Raw genomic sequence first — 18,893 nt, 5'->3', positions numbered from 1 at the left:
ACTTGATTTTATCGATCTGGCGAGAGAAAACTCTGATGAAAAACTGGAAAACAAGTGCAGAAGCAATCCTGACCACTGGCCCTGTCGTGCCGGTTATTGTGGTAAATAAACTGGAGCACGCTGTACCGATGGCGAAAGCGCTGGTTGCAGGTGGGGTTCGCGTTCTGGAAGTGACTCTGCGTACCGCCTGTGCGATGGACGCTATCCGCGCTATCGCCAAAGAAGTACCGGACGCGATCATCGGTGCGGGGACTGTTCTGAACGCGCAGCAGCTGGCTGAAGTGACCGAAGCAGGCGCACAGTTCGCGATCAGCCCGGGTCTGACGGAGCCTCTGCTGAAAGCCGCAACCGAAGGTTCTATTCCGCTGATCCCTGGTATCAGCACCGTGTCTGAACTGATGCTGGGCATGGACTACGGTCTGAAAGAGTTCAAATTCTTCCCGGCAGAAGCGAACGGCGGCACCAAAGCGCTGCAGGCCATTGCCGGTCCATTCTCTCAGGTTCGTTTCTGCCCAACCGGCGGTATCTCTCCGGCGAACTACCGTGACTACCTGGCGCTGAAAAGCGTGCTGTGCATCGGTGGTTCATGGCTGGTTCCGGCTGACGCGCTGGAAGCCGGTGACTGGGATCGCATTACGAAACTGGCTCGTGAAGCAGTTGAAGGTGCTAAGCAGTAAGCGTGTAGTCGAATGAAAAACGGGCCTTCTGGCCCGTTTTTTTATCCTGCTACGTTGACATTCGCGGCGGCCGTTTTGGCTCTTGCCACGGCATCATCTATATTCTCACCCGTCGCTAACGCCACGCCAAGACGACGTGAACCGTCGATTTCCGGTTTACCGAACAACCTGACCTGCAAACCTGCGCCGACGGCACCTTCAACGTTATCGAAGGTGACGTTCTGGCTGGTCAAGTGCGGCAGGATCACCGCCGATGCCGCCGGGCCGTACTGACGAATACCACCGACAGGCAGGCCGAGGAAGGCACGCACATGCAGGGCGAACTCAGAGAGATCCTGTGAGATCAGGGTCACCATGCCAGTATCGTGCGGGCGAGGGGAGACTTCACTGAAAATGACCTCATCACCGCGGACAAACAGCTCCACACCGAACAGGCCGTAACCGCCCAGCGCCAGCACCGTCTTACGGGCTATTTCCTGCGCACGTTCCAGGGCCAGAGGGCTCATCTGCTGCGGCTGCCAGGATTCGCGATAATCACCATCTTCCTGACGGTGACCAATCGGGTCGCAGAAATGAACGCCATCCACGGCGCTGACGGTGAGCAGGGTGATTTCGAAATCAAACTTAACCACACCTTCGACAATCACGCGCCCGGCACCGGCGCGGCCACCCTGTTGCGCATAGTCCCAGGCCTTATCCAGCGTGCTACTGTCGCGGATAAAGCTTTGCCCTTTACCGGAGGAGCTCATTACCGGCTTAATGATGCACGGGTAGCCAATCTCGTTGACGGCCTGAAGGAATTCGGCTTTGTTACCAGCAAAACGGTAGCTGGAGGTGGGGAGTTGCAGCTCTTCAGCCGCCAGACGGCGAATACCTTCACGGTTCATGGTCAGCTTCGCCGCTTTTGCACAGGGCACTACGCGTTGACCTTCCTGCTCAAGGGCAATCAGCATATCGGTAGCAATGGCTTCGATTTCCGGTACCACGAAATCCGGTTTTTCTTTGGTAATCAGGGCGTGCAGGGCGTCGCCATCCAGCATGTTAATCACATGAGCGCGGTGGGCTACGTGCATCGCAGGGGCATCTGCATAACGATCAACCGCGATGACTTCAACGCCTAAGCGCTGGCACTCAATGGCAACCTCTTTTCCCAGTTCTCCCGATCCTAGCAGCATTACGCGCGTCGCTGCAGGTCGCAGCGCGGTTCCTAAACGAGTCATAACAATCCCCCTGAAAAAGTTGCGCGCAGTATAAACGAAAACGTTTGCGTCTGTCTTGTTCCGGGAGCCGGGAGACCGGTAAGAAATTTAACCAGCCAGAGAATGCGTCTTTCTGCGAGTGGAGGCCATGTTTCGCTTGCATGATGTGTGCGTTTTGCCAACCTTATAGGGTGTGAAACTCAAAAGAAACATGACATGCCACCGAAAGCCCGACGTACGCCCTATGCGATCACCATGCATGGCGATACACGTATAGATAACTATTACTGGCTGCGGGACGATTCGCGCGCTCAGCCAGATGTGCTCGACTATCTGCACCAGGAAAATGAGTATGGCCGGAAGGTCATGTCCAGCCAGCAGGCGCTGCAGGATCAACTGCTGAGTGAGATGGTGCAACGCATCCCCCAGCGCGACATTTCTGCGCCCTGGACCAAAAATGGCTACCGTTACCGCCACCGCTATGACCCCGGCAATGAATATCCTGTCTATCAGCGACAGCCGGTGTTAAGTGCCGAGTGGGATGACTGGGAAACCCTGCTTGACGCTAACCAGCGCGCGGCCCACAGCGAGTTTTATACACTGGGTGGCATGTCTGTCTCACCTGATAACGCCATTATGGCGCTGGCGGAAGATTACCTCTCTCGCCGCCAGTACGGACTGCGTTTCCGTAACCTGGATACGGGGAACTGGTATCCAGAAACGCTGGAGAATGTCTCACCGGATTTTGTCTGGGCGAACGACTCTGAAACGGTCTATTACGTCAAAAAGCATGCTTTGACCTTACTGCCCTGGCAGGTATGGCGTCACACCGTGGGCACGGCTTCCTCTGATGATGAACTGGTGTATGAAGAGAAAGACGATACGTTTTACGTTAGCCTGCATAAAACCTCGTCGCGCCGCTACGTCATCATTTCGCTCGCCAGCGCGACCACCTCTGAAGTCTTGCTGCTGGATGCCGAACTGCCCGATGCGCAGCCGCTCTGTTTTCTGCCGCGTCGCAAAGATCATGAGTACAGCCTGGATCACTTCCAGCACAGCTTTTATTTGCGTTCTAACCGTGAAGGCAAAAACTTTGGCCTCTATAAGACCAAAGTACGTGATGAGCACAAATGGGAGGTCTTAATTCCCGCCCGGGAACAGGTGATGCTCGAAGGATTTACGCTCTTCACCGACTGGCTGGTGGTGGAGGAGCGTCAGCGGGGGCTGACCAGCCTGCGACAAATTAACCGCAAAACGCATGAAGTGGTGGGGATTGCGTTCGACGATCCGGCCTATGTAACGTGGATTGGTTTTAACCCCGAACCGGAATCATCGCGGCTGCGCTACGGCTACTCATCGATGACCACGCCAGACACATTGTTTGAACTGGATATGGACACCGGGCAGCGGCAGGTGATTAAACAGGTGGAAGTGGCGGGTTTCGACGCGGAGAAATACCGCAGTGAACACCTGTGGGTAACCGCCCGCGATGGAGTGGAGGTACCAGTGTCACTGGTGTACCGGAAGGAACATTTCCGGAAAGGTAAAAATCCGATCCTGGTATACGGCTACGGATCCTACGGCTCCAGTATGGACGCGGACTTCTGCAGCAGCAGGCTGAGCCTGCTCGATCGTGGGTTTGTTTTTGCTATCGCCCATGTGCGCGGCGGTGGGGAACTGGGTCACCACTGGTATGAAGACGGTAAGTTCCTGAAAAAGAAAAATACCTTCAATGATTATCTCGATGTTTGTGATGCGCTGGTGGATCAAGGTTATGGCGATCCGACGCTCTGCTTTGGTATGGGCGGCAGTGCCGGTGGGATGCTGATGGGGGCGGTCATTAATCAGCGTCCTGAACGCTTCAAAGGCATTGTGGCGCAGGTTCCTTTTGTGGATGTGGTGACCACCATGCTGGATGAATCCATTCCGTTAACGACGGGTGAATTCGAGGAGTGGGGTAATCCGCAGGACGATGTGTATTATCGCTATATGAAAACGTACAGCCCTTATGACAACGTAGAGGCGAAAGCCTACCCGCATTTGCTGGTGACCACTGGCCTGCATGATTCGCAAGTGCAATATTGGGAACCCGCGAAATGGGTAGCAAAACTCCGTGAACTGAAAACCGACGATAACCTGTTGCTATTGTGCACGGATATGGATTCCGGACACGGGGGAAAATCGGGGCGGTTTAAATCCTACGAAGGGGTTGCGCTGGAGTATGCCTTCCTGATTGGCCTGGCGCAGGATACGCTGCCAGGCCGTGCCGAACGTTAGGCGTCACCCAGATAGTGCTTCAGCGTTAAGCGGAGCTCCGGGCTCATTTTGTCCAGGTTGTTGTACAGCCAGCGCAAATAGCCCGGATCTTTATCCGCGATATCGGAAACCGCTTTGCCGCGGTATTTACCAAAGGTAAAGGTCGTCAACAATGCGGGACGTCCGGTAATCGTGGCCATATCATCCGGCGTCCAGCCAGATGTATTCATGATGTCAATCAGCAGCGCGGCGGTGATATAGCAGTCGTACAGGGCGCGGTGGTGATGTAACCCTTCCGGCGTTCTGACGCTGAGCTTGCGGGATTTATACAGCGCCATGTTGCTGTATTTGATCCCTGGCCACAGGCGGCGCGCCAGCTTCATGGTGCAGATCCACTCCCCGGGCATTTCCGGCAATACCCGGCGGTCAAAACTGGCGTTATGCGCAACATACCACGGGCTACCGTAATAGTGGGGAATGACCTCTTCAATCCACGGCTTGTCTGCCACCATAGACTCCGTAATACGGTGGATGGCCATCGCCTGCGGACTAATTGGACGGTCCGGACGCACCAGGTGGCTCATAGGGTTGACTATCTTTCCGTCAACAACGTCGACAGAGGCCACTTCCACTATTCCGCCCTGGAGATCGCAAGTTTCGGTATCGATGACGCGCAGCATTGATCGCTCCTGACCATAAAACGCTTAGCCTAATGGAATGATATCGCCTTGCCAACCCTGTCGGCCCAGAGAGCCGGTTAATAACAGCTCGCCTTTATCCGCACGCACGATCAACTGACCTTTTTCATCCCACAGTGCGCTACCGCTACGGGCATTGGCCATTAACACCGCGATGGCATACTTATGTGCAAAGCGCTGCAGCATACTGATGGACTGCCGCCAGCGGTTTTCCCCCACGGCCTGACAGCTGGTAAACAAGGTTGCCTGAGGGTCAAGATTCGGGGAGTCTGACTGTGTATCAATGATGGTGAGCTGTTTCTCGCCGGGGATCAGGCTTGCACCGTTACCCTGAGGATATCGCAGAATGCCATCGTGGTACGGCGTAAAAAGGACGAGCCCTTTCTGGCGTTGGCCTTGAAGATCAAGTGTGATCCCCGCAATGACGGTAATGCGGTGGAACTGTGCGGCGGCAAGCAGAGGTTCCAGCTGCCGATCGCCGGGTGGGGCAGGTAAAGTCGTTGTCCCCGGGCCGGTTAACGAGAGTTCAGGAAACACCAGCAAATCGCATTGCTGCCGTGCCGCTTCTTCAATGAAACGGAGATGGTGTTCGACATGGTCATCTACACTGTGGTGCTGCCCGGCATACTGAGCTGCCGCAATATTCCATCGTGACATCGTGACTTCCTTATACACTGAGTCGCAGGGATTTAAGAATACACCTAATTTAATCAGGGTTTTCTTATCCTGCCATAATCAGCGTAAGGAAATGTAACGGCTCGTTAAGCTTATTTAACTTTAGGTTCGTACGGCAAACGCGAGAGATTGACGGAGGCGAGACGGTGCGTAATTAAGCGTTCGCGAAACCAGTCACGCAGGTGGGCAGGTTGCTCACGTTCAACCACTTCTGCCACGATTGGCATGTTGTAACGCTCTTTAAATGCAACGCCAGCGGCAGCGAGATCGACATTCACTTTGTCCATCTCGTCCTGAGGAAGGGCGGCCAGATTGATCTTCATTACCTTCTCCTTTTTATGCGGCGGCAACGTTACCGCGATTGCCCGACGATGACAAGTGCAGGCAGGATGATCCTCGACTCGTTTATTATACAGAGTTATTCTTTACTACACAGGCATAACAAAAAGGAATAATTGCGATGAGCTTATCCACTTCCCGCGCGGTTTGCGCACTGGCTTTTCTGCTCTCTTCAGCAATGACGCCCTCTGTGCTGGCGCATGCTCACCTTAAACAACAATCACCGGCAGCAGATACCCAGGTGGCGGCTCCGCAGGTTCTTACGCTGAATTTCTCCGAGGGCATTGAACCGGGGTTTAGCGGTGTGGTAGTAACCGATGCACAACAGCAGGCTATCAAAACCGGTGCGGTTAAGCGTAATGAAAAGGACAAGGCTCAGCTTATTGTTCCACTGGAACAAACACTGAGTGCAGGGACTTATCAGGTTGACTGGCATGTGGTCTCTGTGGACGGCCACAAAACCAAAGGCAGCTACCACTTTAGCGTGAAATAGTATGTTGCTACCGATTGATGTGGCGTTGCGCTTTATCCACTTTGGCGCGCTGATGCTGATTTTTGGTAATGCGCTATACAGCACCTGGCTTGCTCCGTTTTCACTGCATCGCCTGATGACCGGACGCTTTCAGTTGCAGCAAAAAATCGCGGCGCTCGTTAGCCTGGTTACTGCGGTCCTGATGTATGGCCTTCAGGGCGGGTTGATGGGCAATGGCTGGGAGGATGTGCTGCGCCCTGATACCTGGCATGTCGTCGCCACGACGCGGTTTGGCAGTATCTGGCTGTGGCAGATAATTCTGGCGATGGTCACGGCCGGTGCGGCATGGCTGGCCCCGCAAAAAGGGGCGCGATTGCTGTTGCTCGCGATGGGGCAGTTTGTCCTGCTGGCGGGCGTAGGGCACGCAGCGATGCATGAAGGTGCGTCGGGGACATTACAGCGTCTCAACCACGCGATTCACCTGCTATGTGCAGCCACCTGGCTGGGCGGATTATTGCCGCTGTTGTTTTGCATGCGCCTGGCGAAAGGGCGCTGGCAGACCGCCGCAATCTACACCATGATGCGCTTCTCTCGTGTTGGGCATTACGCCGTCGCAGGAGTGGTGCTCTCTGGCATTATCAATGCGCTCTTTATTCTGGGTGTCAATGTCCCCTGGCATACGGGCTACGTACAGCTTCTGTTGTTCAAATGTGCGCTGGTGGCATTGATGGTGGTAATTGCGCTGATGAATCGGTATTTTCTGGTGCCACGATTTCGTCCTGAAACCGGGCGAGAACAACAGCTTTTTATCAGAATGACACAGGCAGAGGTGGTGCTGGGTGCGCTGGTCCTGGCAACGGTCAGTCTGTTTGCGACCTGGGAACCCTTTTGACAAGGTTAAATATCATATGAAAAAGACAGTACTTTCTCTCTTATTGCTGGCCTGCGCGGGGAGTGCCCTGGCGGCACCGCAGGTTATTACCGTCAGCCGTTTTGAAGTGGGTAAGGACAAATGGGCTTTCGATCGTGAAGAGGTCATGCTGACCTGTCGTCCAGGGCATGCGTTGTATGCGATCAACCCAAGCACGCTGGTGCAATACCCGTTAAACGATATCGCTGAGCAGCAGGTGGCCAGCGGTAAGAGCAGCGGGCAGCCGATAAGCGTGATCCAGATTGATGACCCGGCGAAACCGGGGCAGAAGATGAGCCTGGTACCGTTTATCGAGCGTGCCGATAAGCTCTGCTAGCGTTCTGGTTTCCAATAAAAAACCGCAGATGCTTGCGAAAGCACTGCGGTTTTTCACATTTAATGATGCTCTGACGCTTTTTTTCAGGCCGCTTTAACTGTGGACTGGAAAACCTGGCGTCGTCATCTATTCTTAAAAGGCAAGGCGATTTTAGCCTGCATTAATGCCAACTTTTAGCGCACGGCTCTCTCCCAAGAGCCATTTCCCTGGACCGAATACAGGAATCGTATTCGGTCTCTTTTTATCTGCTTTTAATTTCAGTCACTTACGGTGCTCCGACCGAAAATGCCCTAAAATCGTCCGAACTTTTATATTCGGCGTTTTTCCGTTATACCACACCATTTTTAACAATCCCAACCCATTTACACGCAAAAAATCAGATCGTCACAAATTCTTTTTTTCTGCTGTTCAGGTCTTTCTTCATCATTTTTTCTGATTTCAAAACTAACAGTTTTGGGTGAAATCCTTTCCAGAATTCTTCTTATACGTCCTGCTAGTCAGGCTTCTAAGCTCATGAAGCAACAGCGAGTTTCTGTAAATACTGGCATGAAAAAGAAAGATTGAAGTTGAATGGCTTGAAATGACGGGGAAAAATCCTCAGCATTAACACTGGTGTATGGCTCGAGTTTTGAAGCGTCGGAATCTCTCTACAGCAAATCAAAAACGCCCCCGTCAGTGTCGGACTTTTTATACTGGTCATTCACTGATTACGTTATCCGGAATACCCTGATTGGCCACAGACTGTACTTTCCATGTCCCATCTTCTTTGACCATGCAGTCAATGACAGTGTGATCCTTTTTCTTACCGAAAGAAACATAGACTTGCATGCATGCAGCATCATAATCCTGAGCCACAACATTGACGGTTTTCCAGTCGTCTTCATAGCCCTGGGCCTTGATAAACATATCTGCGTCGGGTAAGTCATTTTTATTGGGATCAAGTTTATTCATTGCTTTTAGTTTGCCGATTGTCTCGCGCGTTATATAGCGACTAAGCGCAGGATAATCAGTAAGTGGCGCTTTTCCTGCAATGATCTGTGATATGTACCACTGATTAAAATGAAGTGCGGCTAATGCCTCCGGCGTTACATCCTGTGTGGCTGAGGTGAGCGATGGAATGAACATGGCAGTAATGATGATTTTTTTCATATCAGTTATGCCTGTAAATTTCGTACGCGGGTTTAACCTCTCTGTATTCCGCTCCTGGATACATTGAATGTTGAATAAAATCCGAATACCAGACGTCACTGCCGCCATAAATGCAGGTGTGGCCGTATGGGTGATGGGCGGTAGCCTGAATAACAGCAATATCACCTTTAATTGGATCGCCGTAGACCTTGTGGAATCCGGCCATTATTAAATTATGATCCATATCTTTAGCATAATGAGTATTATGAATATTCGCACCGCCAGCACGAATAGCATTCGATACAAACTCAGCACATCGTTTCTGGCTATGTTGCCCTGCATTCTGACGAGCATACGCAACGGCTTTATAAGCACTCCACATAATGCAATTCCTGATGAGTTAGACGATTAACAAGGAAATATTACGCCAGTAATTTATCATTTTTTGTAATGAATAGTGATGCAATGTTAACCGCTATAAATTTTACAAATATATAAAATTTAATCATAGAACTACTAAATGTAAGTTGTGTATGCAATTTTTATGGGTGCAAATTCCCTGTTAATAATCCATTCAGCTTTGATACCACTTAGAGTGGTTTTTTTATATTCCCACAAATAAATTTGTGGCATTCTGAATCGACGGATTCATTGAGTGCCATTGATTACATGCAGGTATTTACAGATGATTTCTGATAGTTTATTTTTTTCATGCACTTGGACTTTCTCTTATTACCTACACATAGAGAAGGCGGGGATAACAGGAGCGCTAAAAATGGCCAATTGGACCGAAAAAAATTCAGGATGTTTGGGACAAAGGGACTATAGTTTCAGGTTACGATAAAGATAAGTATCGCAAAGACCAGTGTAAGGCTTGGATGAAACGTGATAAGCATGGCGATCGCAATTCTATTTTAGGGTGGGGAAATTGATCATATTCAAACCGTTTCAAAGGACGGAACGGATAATTTAGGGAATCTGAGACCGCTGCAATGGAACAACAACGCGGGACGCAGTGACGGGCGCTTGACGCTCGTCGTCACAAGCGAAGGACAAAATAACGTTTTTGTTAAGAAAACGGATGATGTGGCATAAATATGCAAACCATCCCCACAATAGCCTCGCAAATGCGAGGCTATTTTATACATAAAAACAGTCTGCGGAAGCCCAGCCTTTATGCCTGTTTTGTGAGAGCTAGGTGTCCGTGTCGCGAAAGCGAGCGCTGTGCTTAAAAGCGCGCTTTAATTGCCGCCTCAATCTCATCAAGCAACTCGAAGCGGCGGCGATATTCAGCTCGTTTTTTACTGGCAATCTCTTCGAGGGATTTGCGTTCCATTTGTAATGGCAGCTGCCAGCGGAAAGTAGAACGTTTTTGGCCGTCGATGGACTCCCAGAACTCATCGTAGCTGGCGTGGAAATGGCGACCTTTACTCAGACGATAACGCAGCGCGCGGAAGATGTGCCCTTCATCGCTGACCGCATAAATCGCTTTGATGCCTGAAAGCGTCGCCAGCTGGAACAGAACTTCCATCAACACACGCTTGGGGAACAGGCCATGACAGGCGCGGGTCGCTTGCTTAATGACATCACGGGACACGCTACGGCGTGGGCCTTGCAGGCCGCCAATCACCAGCACGGGCTGACCATTCTCACGCGCAACGCAAAACGTCAGGCTCGCAAGCAGGGTATTCTCGCTATCGCGCAACCACAGCGTACATTCACCTTCGCGCTCGGCTTTGCTGGCGTTCATGGCGTTGACGTTATAACAGACGCCATCTTTGGCATGAAACTCAACAATGGACTGCTCTTGCGGGCCCGTTAACGCCTTAACCAGATCGGCGTCTTTCAGGGAATCAATCCACTGGTAGTGGTTAATGATGGCATCTGCACGATCGTTGGCGTTCATGCCACGCATCAGATACTGACGGTGGGTTTTACTCGGCAGGGTGATTTGCGAGGCCAGCAGCTGGTCAAAATCATTGCGGCGGGACAATGCGTCCAGCATACGGTGTGTCGAAGACCAGAAAAGAAGCGAACGTAACAGGAATTTCAGACGATACTCGCGTTTTTGCCAGATTGGGCCTGGGACGAGTTTACCTTTCACCAGTTCAGAAATGATATTTGTGTGATGCGAATGTGGCGCATCGTTTTGCAGGCGCGAATTTGACACGTGAAAACCTCAAAGTTTATGCATTGCACATTTTAGGGGGCATGCAAAAGTCTATTAATACTGGTGAACTATTTATTTATCCCTAGTTTACTGTCTGTTTAACTTTGTGAAAAGCGCAGTAACATCGTTGCCCGTTGGTTGTTTTCTGTTGCAACTATACTCCTTTACAGGAGGGCTTATGTATCAGCGAATCGATGGTGAAAAGTGGCGTCACGTCTGGGTTGTGAGCGATATACATGGTTGCTATCAGTGGCTTATGGATGAACTGAAACGTCGTCATTTTAATCCTTACGAGGATTTACTTATCTCGGTAGGAGATTTGATTGATCGCGGGCCAGATAGTGTTAAATGCCTGCAACTCATGCATGAAAAGTGGTTTCGTGCGGTTCGGGGTAACCATGAACAAATGGCGCTCGACAGTCTGGATAATAACGATTTTGCGCTCTGGACAATCAATGGCGGAATGTGGTTTGCACGGCTTGAGTGCGAACAACAAAAACAGGCACTGACGTTACTCGAGGCTAGCCGGAATTTACCGCACATTATCGAAATAACCTGCAAGAATGGTCTGAATGTGATCGCGCATGCCGACTACCCCGCAGCAGAGTATCAGTGGGGTAAACCCGTGAACGCACAGCGCGTGCTGTGGGATCGAAACCGGTTAATGGGCTTTATGGCAGGGAAAGGGCAGGGGATTAGCGGCGCGGATCATTTTTGGTTCGGGCATACGCCTGTTGATAAGCGGTATGATTTTAACAACCTGCACTACATCGATACCGGGGCCGTCTTCGGAGGTTACTTTACGCTGGCGCAACTGCAGTAGGAAATAAATAACCCGCCTTCGGGCGGGTTCTCTTTAGGTCAGGCAAGGCGCATGACCCAGGCATCGGTACTACGATCGTAATGCTCACGATAAAGGACAGAGTGTTCGCCATCAAGAATAGCCGGGATGCTGGTGTCTGCGTCCCAGGCATCAAGCTGCATACATAAATCCGGGTCGGACTTGCAGGGAATACTTAACGTTCGATCGCTCTGTGTTTCGCCGCGCAATTCTGCATCGTCGATTTCAAAAGCGCCAATACGCACGCTGGTTTTCGTCATAATGCTCTCCGGGGTTTGTACTAAAAATCTGGTATGACCAGTACGGGCATCCATTTTTTATCGTAGACAAGGAGAGCAAAATCGCCAGTAAAAAAGTGCGCTTTTTTAGGCTGTGCGTTCGTTACCGGTAAACAGGCGACCGTCGCGTACCAGTTCACGCGGGTAGCTGTTTTTCAGCCGCGATCCCACCTTTTTCGCCAACCCAAGCGGATAGCCCTGATAAGTCACCACCACTTCATCCTGCGATGGGGTGTTTTCAGGGTAAACGTCGCGGCCACGGTACCACTCTTCGGCTTCCTGATGCGTCAGGGCAAAGGTATTTTCACTTCCGGCAAGGGCAATGACCGCCTCATGCTGCCAGCGGTAACCTTTGTTATGGACTTCCGCCAGACGGATCCCGATGCGGGAAAAACGGACTTTCCCAATCAGTGGTTCGATATTCGCCGGGAAAAGCCAGATCTCTTTATCACGTAACCAGAGATGAAGGCTTTCATCCCAGACCAGCCCGGCCTTGTTGGCTGCAATTTTTACCTGCTCTGCTTCACGGCCTTTTAACGGCGTGAAGGGGAATTTTCCCACCTTAAAGCCAGGTGCGGGCAGGGGGGGAACGGCGAGGGTTTTACGCAGTCGTGCCACAAAGAAACCTTCGCAATCATAGATCTGCGGAAAAACGTGCAGGAACCCTTCGAGGGTAACGGCCTCTTTTGCCGAAACAAACAGGCCATCCAGCGGCAGGAACTCGACGGCGTCCGGATACTGTGCTTTCAGCCACAGACAGACGTCTTCATTCTCATCGCGGTTTAACGTACAGGTGGAGTAAACCAGTGTGCCACCTGGGCGCAAGGCGTGAAACGCGCTATCAATCAGTTCACGCTGTGTGGCTGCGATCTCAAGGTTGCTTTCCACTGACCAGTTTTTTAACGCATCGGGATCTTTACGCACGACGCCTTCTCCAGAACACGGTGCATCCAGCAGGATGGCATCAAACGATTCTGGTAATGCGGCACCGAACACCCGACCGTCGAAGTGCGTCAGCGCCACATTATGAATACCACAGCGGCTGATATTGGCGTGCAGCACTTTAACGCGGCTGGCGGAAAATTCATTGGCGAGAATGGCACCGCGGTTGCCCATGCGTGCGGCAATCTGCGTGGTTTTAGACCCTGGTGCTGCTGCGACATCCATCACCCGCTCTGGCGCGTTGTCATCCGCAAAAAGTGCGGCAACCGGCAACATGGAACTGGCTTCCTGAATATAAAACAGACCACTCAGATGCTCAGCGGTACTTCCCAGCGGCAGGGCTTCTTCGTCATCACGTTCGATCCAGAAACCCTCTTCACACCACGGTACCGGCGTGAGTTGCCAGTTGTAAGGTGAAACCAGCTCAAGAAATGCGTCGACGCTAATCTTCAGGGTGTTGACGCGAATGCTACGGCGTAACGGACGCTGGCAGGCGGCGATAAAGTCGTCTAATGAGAGGTGAGAAGGAAGCGCCTCGCGCATTTGCGCCAGGAATTGTTCAGGAAGAAATACGGAATTTTGAGCCACGGGCACACCACAGGGAAACATTCAGGTGCGCAGTGTAACATAAAGGCTCCGGTGCGTTGACACCGGAGCCCTGAGATTAACGCGGCAGCGCAGTGCCCCATTCACGCCACTCTTTTGGTTCGCTTTCGAGCAGCAGGAAGTGTTTGTCAGGCTGCGCCTTCGGTGCCAGAGGTGTACCCGGTGGCGTGGCGAAGGCGATACCGCCGCGAATGAACTGGTTGAATGTCCCGGTTTTCACTACTCCGCCGGTCAGACCAAAGTCCAGTGAATATCCGGATGCCAGCCAGAACACGGAGTTATTACGTACCAGATGCTGATAACGCTCGCTGATGCGCAGTGCCACCATGACGCGGTCGGACAATGTTCCCAGCGTCAGGCCAGTTACTGTACCCACTTCAATACCGCGGAACAGAACCGGTGTGCCGATGTTTAGCGAGCCCGCTTCCGGTACTTCCACTACGATGCTCAGGCCATCAAGATAGCGCGAGTCGGTAATGGTGGCTTCCTGCAGTTCAAAATCACGACGGGCATTGCCCTGGCCGGGTTCGACGTTAATGTACGGCTGCAAAATGGTGTCGAGGTGCTCAACCCCTGCCGCTGAGATTTTCGGTGTCACCACGGAGAAACGCGAACCCGTGCGGGCAAAGGTCTGGACATATTCCGGGTAGAGTACCGCTGTAGCCTGCACTTCATTACGTGAGGTAATCAGCGTCAGCTTCTGGATCTGCCCGATATCAATGCCCAGATAGCGGATGGGCATCCCTTCAGCCAGTTTGCCCGCATCGAAGGCATGCAGGGTAATCTGCCCACCAACGGCACGGGCAGCGGTTTCAGACGGGAACAGGATGCGTTTATCATCTTTGCGCAGGTTCGCGCCTGCGCCGCTGAGATTATCGAAGCTAATCGCACCGCGCAACGCGCGGGAGAGCGGAGAGGCCTGAACGGTCAATCCACTGCTATTGAGCTGAACCTTTGCACCGCCCTCGGCCCAGAACACGCTGTTTGGCGTGAGCAGCTTGCGGTACTCCGGTTTGATGTGCAGTTCGATATCAAATGCGTCTGCCCGCGGGCGAACGGTGATCACTTCCCCGACGGCAAATTTACGGTAGAGCACAACGGAGCCGGCCTGCACGTCTGGCAGCGTCTCGGCGCTCAAGGTCAGTGTGGTGGTTGGCAGATCGCTCAGGCTATTTTCAACCGCTTTGTCCAGATTGGCATACAGTGGATAGCTGTCGCGCATCGGGCCTTTCTCACCTGGCAAAATACGGATCCCGCCGTTCACCCATTCGCTGGCGCTGGCACCAAGGAACTCCACGCCGTCCAGACCCACCTTCACGTCGACACGGCTGTTGACCACGAATTTACTGTCGCCATGCACCAGGTCGGTATAGTGAGGATCGATGGCCACCGAGAAACTCACGCCTTTCTCCGACAGCGTACGCTCCAGCACCTGGCCGACCTGCACGCCATGCAAAATCAGCGGCTGACCGGCTTCAATACCGTAGCTTTCCGGGGCATTCAGCGTCAGCGTGATAACGCCTGGTTTTTGCAGAAGGGATTTATCCGCAGGGACGATAACGAAGCTGTTGCTCGGTTGGCCTTCACCCGGGATCAGCTCAAAAGTGCTGCCGGTCAGCAGGCTGCTGATGCTGGCATCGCTCAGCGACAGCTTCGGACTGCGCATTTCAATACGCGTTTTTTCGCGCAGGAGATCAACCACGCTCGGATCAACGGTCATCTCCCCGGTCACAGAATCGTCGGGATTGAGCGTCATTTTAGTGAGCTGCCCAACCTGCAATCCCTGATACATGAGTGGAGTAGAACCGGCTTTCAGCCCTTTGGCATCGGGCAGAGTGAGCTTGACGATCACGCCACGCTGGCTGTGTGCCAGGTCGGCATACAATCCAAATGTATCATCTGTGGTGGCAGGGCCAGAGTTTTCCGGGGAATCGAAGGCAATGGCACCATTGACCAGTGCGGCCAGGCTCTCAAGCTTCACTTTCGCACCGCTCAGGCTGACGTCAGCATCCACACCTGAAACATTCCAGAAACGGCTGCCTTTTTTCACCAGGTTCGTGAACCGGCGTTCGATGAGCACATCAATAGTGACCCCCTGTTTGTTGGGGTTGATAGCATAATCGTAGACGCGGCCTACCGGGATTTTGCGAAAGTACACCAGCGAGCCACTGTTCAGCGAACCGAGATCCGGGGCCTGGAGGTGGATCATCAAATCCCCGTTGTTCAGACGGTATTTGGGCTGCGTATCGAGCGCGACGAAATGCTCCTGCGGCTCACCTTTACCGGGCATCATGCCAATGTAGTTACCGCCAACCAGCGCATCCAGCCCTGAAACACCGGCCAGAGACGCTTTGGGTGTTACCAGCCAGAACTGTGTTTCGCTGCGCAGCGCATCCTGCATGTCTGATTTAATGCTGGCACGCACCTGAATTTTGTTCAGCCCTTTGCCAAGCCGTATATCCTGTACGGTACCAACTTCTACACCCTGGAAACGCACAGGCGTACGCCCGGCGATGATGCCGTCAGCAGACTGGAAATCAATGGTGATGGTATTGCCGCGATCTTCATAGCTCGTCCAGATAAGCCAGCCTGCGATCATCAACGCAATGACGGGCAGCAACCAGAATGGCGAAATGCGGCGTTTTGTTTTAATTCGCGCTTCAGTCGGCGAAGCGGGCGTTTCCTGACTCATGTGCATCCCAAAGTAAGCGGCTATCCAGCCATTCCACAGCAAGAATAGTCAATATCACCGCAGAGCCGAAGTAAAAAGCTGCGGGTCCCATTGTAAAAGCAAGTAACTGATCGCGATTGATGAGCGACATCATCAACGAAATCACAAACAGATCCAACATCGACCAGCGGCCAATCCAGGTGACCAGCCGCAGAAGCAGAATGCGCGAGCGTAACCCCTGCTCGCATTTAAAGTGAATACTGATGAGCAGGGTAAACATCACCACCACTTTGGTAAACGGCACCAGAATACTGGCGATAAAGACAATTGCCGCCACGCCAACGTTGCTATGGGCGAGCGAGACAATACCGGAGAGGATGGTATCTTCCTGACGGCTGCCATTCACGTAAATAATGGAAATCGGCATCATGTTGGCAGGGATCAGGAGCATCACCGAGGCAATCAGCGCCGCCCAGCATTTTTGCAGGCTGTTGTTGCGCCGAAGTCTTAACGGGATATGGCAGCGGGGGCAGCGTCCGCGCGCGTCAGCTAACCCGGTGTAGTGGCATCCCAGGCAGACGCGGAGGTTTTCATCGGGGCGCGTGGCAGGGCGCTGCGGATAAAATCGCTCCCAGAGCTGTTCAACATTCAGGTGGATCAGGGTCAAAATACTGAGCAACACCAGCGAGATAAAGGCCACCAGGCCAATGCCGGGCTGTAAGAACGCATAGTCTTGTACCTTAATTGAGGCGACGCCAATGCCAACCAGGTAAATATCCAGCATCACCCACTCTTTGAGTTTATCCAGCATGAGCAGGACAGGGCGCAGGTTCATCCCCAGAATGTTGCCAAGCCAAAGGTAAGCGATGGCGGCGACCAGAACCAGCGGCGCACCAACGGTGCAGAACAGCACCATTGAGGCGGTGAGTGGATCACCCTGGCGTGTCATCTGCCAGATCCCCTGCAGCACGTTGGCATCAATGCGCACGCCCAGAAGATAGAGTTTCAGCAGCGGTTCGCTCCAGGCAAACGGCATCAGCAACAGCATGGCGACCGCCATTGCAGCGAGTCGAGTGAGTGACCAGTCGCGGCCGTCGCGAATTTTGGCGTTACAGCGAGGACAAAAGGCACTTTGGTGCGATTTCATCTTCGGCAACATAAAAAGCGTATCGCACTGAGGGCAACGCTGATAATGTGCTCGAGGCAGCGCTTCGCTTACCGTACGGACAGTTATCTTTTTGGTCGGCGTAATTCTGGTTATTTTTAAGGCCATCAGTTGCGCACAAATAAGTAATGTTGAACGTTATATTAACTCATGAACGGATTCATCTTGAGCATAAGCGCATTTAATGCTTATTTTAATAGGCTATGCGGTAGTTTTGTAAGACAACCAAGTGATTGAATAATGAACAAAACAGAATTCTACGCGGATCTTAACCGCGATTTTAAGGCATTGATGGCAGGTGAAACCAGCTTCTTAGCCACTCTGGCAAATACAAGTGCGTTACTGTTTGAGCGTCTGTCTGGTGTGAACTGGGCCGGTTTTTATCTTCTTGAAGGTGAAACGCTGGTGCTTGGGCCATTCCAGGGGAAAATTGCCTGCGTGCGTATTCCGGTGGGACGCGGAGTGTGTGGCACCGCTGTTGCGACAAATCAGGTTCAGCGCGTAGAAGATGTTCATGCCTTTGATGGGCACATTGCCTGCGATGCGACCAGCAACGCCGAAATCGTCCTTCCGCTGGTGGTGAAAAATCAGATTATTGGCGTTCTGGATATCGACAGTACGGTCTTCAGTCGCTTTACAACCGAGGACGAACAAGGGCTGCGCGAGCTGGTAGCGAACCTGGAAAACGTTCTTGCAGCAACCGATTATCAAAAATTCTTTGCGAGCGTCGCAGGATAATCAACGGATAACGTAGCATTTACTGATAGCGTCATTATAATGACGCCTGTTCATGCCTGCGCTTGTTGGCAACGTCCGTTGTAATCAGGAAATTTCATGGAAAATCAACCTAAGTTGAATAGCAGTAAAGAAGTTATCGCATTTCTGGCCGAGCGTTTCCCACAGTGCTTCAGCGCTGAAGGTGAAGCTCGTCCCCTGAAAGTCGGTATTTTTCAGGATCTGGTGGCACGTGTTGAGGGGGAAATGAACCTCAGCAAAACTCAGCTTCGTTCCGCCTTACGTCTTTATACTTCGAGCTGGCGTTACCTGTACGGTATCAAAGCGGGCGCGACCCGTGTTGATCTCGACGGCAACCCTTGCGGTGAGCTGGATGAGCAGCACGTTGAGCACGCGCGTAAGCAGCTGGAAGAAGCCAAAGCACGCGTTCAGGCACAACGTGCTGAACAGCAAGCGAAAAAGCGTGAAGCAGCAGCGGCAAACGGTCAGGAAGACGCACCTCGTCGTGAGCGTAAACCGCGTCCTGCACCGCGTCGCAATGAGAATAACGATCGCAAACCGCGTGCTGACAAACCAGCAGCGAAAGCCCCGCGTGCGCCTCGTGAAGAGCAGCGCCATACCCCGGTTTCTGACATTAACGCACTGAGCGTAGGTCAGGCGCTGAAGGTAAAAGCGGGTAACAATGCGATGGACGCCACCGTACTGGAAATCACCAAAGATGGCGTTCGTGTACAGCTGACTTCTGGTATGTCAATGATTGTACGCGCAGAACACTTGTTGTTCTGAAACGGAGG

The 18,893-nt window shown here is 52.4% G+C and carries 19 protein-coding genes; 8 read left to right on the top strand and 11 right to left on the bottom strand.

Annotated features, from left to right (window positions below; genetic code table 11):
* Window positions 1-35: 35 nt before the first annotated feature.
* Window positions 36-677, top strand: coding sequence for a bifunctional 4-hydroxy-2-oxoglutarate aldolase/2-dehydro-3-deoxy-phosphogluconate aldolase (kdgA, locus tag HV318_RS04830; protein ID WP_006811025.1), 642 nt, complete (start codon window positions 36-38; stop codon window positions 675-677).
* 41 nt (window positions 678-718) lie between these two features.
* On the opposite strand, the gene purT is transcribed toward kdgA, so the two are convergent.
* The gene (gene purT / locus HV318_RS04825) at window positions 719-1,897 is read right to left on the bottom strand and encodes a formate-dependent phosphoribosylglycinamide formyltransferase (protein WP_182271806.1); all 1,179 of its coding nucleotides are present in this window, start codon (window positions 1,895-1,897) and stop codon (window positions 719-721) included.
* A gap of 195 nt (window positions 1,898-2,092) precedes the next feature.
* On the opposite strand from purT, the gene ptrB reads away from it, so the two are divergent.
* Window positions 2,093-4,153: an oligopeptidase B gene (ptrB, locus tag HV318_RS04820; protein ID WP_182271805.1), complete on the top strand. Its 2,061-nt coding sequence runs from the start codon at window positions 2,093-2,095 to the stop codon at window positions 4,151-4,153.
* Here the strand turns inward: ptrB and exoX are convergent.
* The 3 genes from exoX to HV318_RS04805 form a co-directional block, all read right to left on the bottom strand.
* The gene (exoX, locus tag HV318_RS04815) at window positions 4,150-4,812 is read right to left on the bottom strand and encodes an exodeoxyribonuclease X (RefSeq protein WP_182271804.1); all 663 of its coding nucleotides are present in this window, start codon (window positions 4,810-4,812) and stop codon (window positions 4,150-4,152) included. The genes ptrB and exoX overlap by 4 nt on opposite strands.
* Before the next feature lie 24 nt (window positions 4,813-4,836).
* Complete coding sequence (locus tag HV318_RS04810) at window positions 4,837-5,487, bottom strand: carbon-nitrogen hydrolase family protein (protein WP_182271803.1); 651 nt, start codon at window positions 5,485-5,487, stop codon at window positions 4,837-4,839.
* A gap of 110 nt (window positions 5,488-5,597) precedes the next feature.
* The gene (locus HV318_RS04805) at window positions 5,598-5,828 is read right to left on the bottom strand and encodes a DNA polymerase III subunit theta (protein ID WP_182271802.1); all 231 of its coding nucleotides are present in this window, start codon (window positions 5,826-5,828) and stop codon (window positions 5,598-5,600) included.
* A 137-nt stretch (window positions 5,829-5,965) separates the two neighbouring features.
* Here HV318_RS04805 and yobA point away from each other — a divergent pair, with 137 nt between their 5' ends.
* Genes yobA through HV318_RS04790 form a run of 3 tightly spaced genes read left to right on the top strand, consistent with a single transcriptional unit; the run spans window position 5,966 to window position 7,563 of the window.
* On the top strand, window positions 5,966-6,337 hold the full coding sequence (gene yobA / locus HV318_RS04800; RefSeq protein ID WP_182271801.1) for a CopC domain-containing protein YobA: 372 nt from the start codon (window positions 5,966-5,968) through the stop codon (window positions 6,335-6,337).
* 1 nt (window position 6,338) lies between these two features.
* Window positions 6,339-7,208 (top strand): copper homeostasis membrane protein CopD, encoded by an 870-nt coding sequence (copD, locus tag HV318_RS04795; RefSeq protein WP_182271800.1) that lies wholly within the window; start codon window positions 6,339-6,341, stop codon window positions 7,206-7,208.
* A 16-nt stretch (window positions 7,209-7,224) separates the two neighbouring features.
* Window positions 7,225-7,563, top strand: coding sequence for a YebY family protein (locus tag HV318_RS04790; protein WP_182271799.1), 339 nt, complete (start codon window positions 7,225-7,227; stop codon window positions 7,561-7,563).
* Between the two features lie 696 nt (window positions 7,564-8,259).
* On the opposite strand, the gene HV318_RS04785 is transcribed toward HV318_RS04790, so the two are convergent.
* The 3 genes from HV318_RS04785 to HV318_RS04775 form a co-directional block, all read right to left on the bottom strand.
* On the bottom strand, window positions 8,260-8,712 hold the full coding sequence (locus tag HV318_RS04785) for a DUF3828 domain-containing protein (protein WP_182271798.1): 453 nt from the start codon (window positions 8,710-8,712) through the stop codon (window positions 8,260-8,262).
* Between the two features lies 1 nt (window position 8,713).
* A complete protein-coding gene (locus HV318_RS04780) occupies window positions 8,714-9,073 on the bottom strand; it encodes a CHAP domain-containing protein (RefSeq protein WP_182271797.1) in 360 nt (119 codons plus the stop codon).
* Between the two features lie 846 nt (window positions 9,074-9,919).
* The gene (locus HV318_RS04775; RefSeq protein ID WP_182271796.1) at window positions 9,920-10,861 is read right to left on the bottom strand and encodes a VirK/YbjX family protein; all 942 of its coding nucleotides are present in this window, start codon (window positions 10,859-10,861) and stop codon (window positions 9,920-9,922) included.
* Window positions 10,862-11,039: 178 nt separating this feature from the next.
* On the opposite strand from HV318_RS04775, the gene pphA reads away from it, so the two are divergent.
* Window positions 11,040-11,684, top strand: coding sequence for a protein-serine/threonine phosphatase (gene pphA, locus HV318_RS04770; protein WP_182271795.1), 645 nt, complete (start codon window positions 11,040-11,042; stop codon window positions 11,682-11,684).
* Window positions 11,685-11,722: 38 nt separating this feature from the next.
* On the opposite strand, the gene HV318_RS04765 is transcribed toward pphA, so the two are convergent.
* From HV318_RS04765 to yebS, 4 genes are all read right to left on the bottom strand, one after another.
* Window positions 11,723-11,962, bottom strand: coding sequence for a YebV family protein (locus HV318_RS04765; RefSeq protein WP_182271794.1), 240 nt, complete (start codon window positions 11,960-11,962; stop codon window positions 11,723-11,725).
* A 105-nt stretch (window positions 11,963-12,067) separates the two neighbouring features.
* Window positions 12,068-13,510, bottom strand: coding sequence for a 16S rRNA (cytosine(1407)-C(5))-methyltransferase RsmF (gene rsmF, locus HV318_RS04760; protein ID WP_197972223.1), 1,443 nt, complete (start codon window positions 13,508-13,510; stop codon window positions 12,068-12,070).
* Between the two features lie 76 nt (window positions 13,511-13,586).
* Complete coding sequence (locus HV318_RS04755) at window positions 13,587-16,220, bottom strand: PqiB family protein (RefSeq protein WP_182271792.1); 2,634 nt, start codon at window positions 16,218-16,220, stop codon at window positions 13,587-13,589.
* The gene (gene yebS, locus HV318_RS04750; protein ID WP_182271791.1) at window positions 16,189-17,472 is read right to left on the bottom strand and encodes a membrane integrity lipid transport subunit YebS; all 1,284 of its coding nucleotides are present in this window, start codon (window positions 17,470-17,472) and stop codon (window positions 16,189-16,191) included. The genes HV318_RS04755 and yebS overlap by 32 nt, the downstream gene beginning before the upstream one ends.
* Window positions 17,473-17,604: 132 nt before the next feature.
* Between yebS and msrC the strand changes: the two genes are divergently transcribed.
* Window positions 17,605-18,102 carry a free L-methionine (R)-S-oxide reductase MsrC gene (gene msrC / locus HV318_RS04745; RefSeq protein WP_182271790.1) on the top strand — a complete coding sequence of 166 codons (498 nt, stop codon included), beginning with the start codon at window positions 17,605-17,607 and terminating at the stop codon, window positions 18,100-18,102.
* A 96-nt stretch (window positions 18,103-18,198) separates the two neighbouring features.
* Window positions 18,199-18,885 carry an RNA chaperone ProQ gene (proQ, locus tag HV318_RS04740; RefSeq protein WP_119937251.1) on the top strand — a complete coding sequence of 229 codons (687 nt, stop codon included), beginning with the start codon at window positions 18,199-18,201 and terminating at the stop codon, window positions 18,883-18,885.
* The last annotated feature ends 8 nt before the right edge of the window (window positions 18,886-18,893 follow it).

It is taken from the genome of Enterobacter sp. RHBSTW-00901 (assembly GCF_014103115.1).
Lineage (GTDB): Bacteria > Pseudomonadota > Gammaproteobacteria > Enterobacterales > Enterobacteriaceae > Enterobacter > Enterobacter cloacae_P.
The sequence above is the reverse complement of the archived record's forward strand: the minus strand, read 5'-3'. Positions and strand labels throughout refer to the sequence as shown.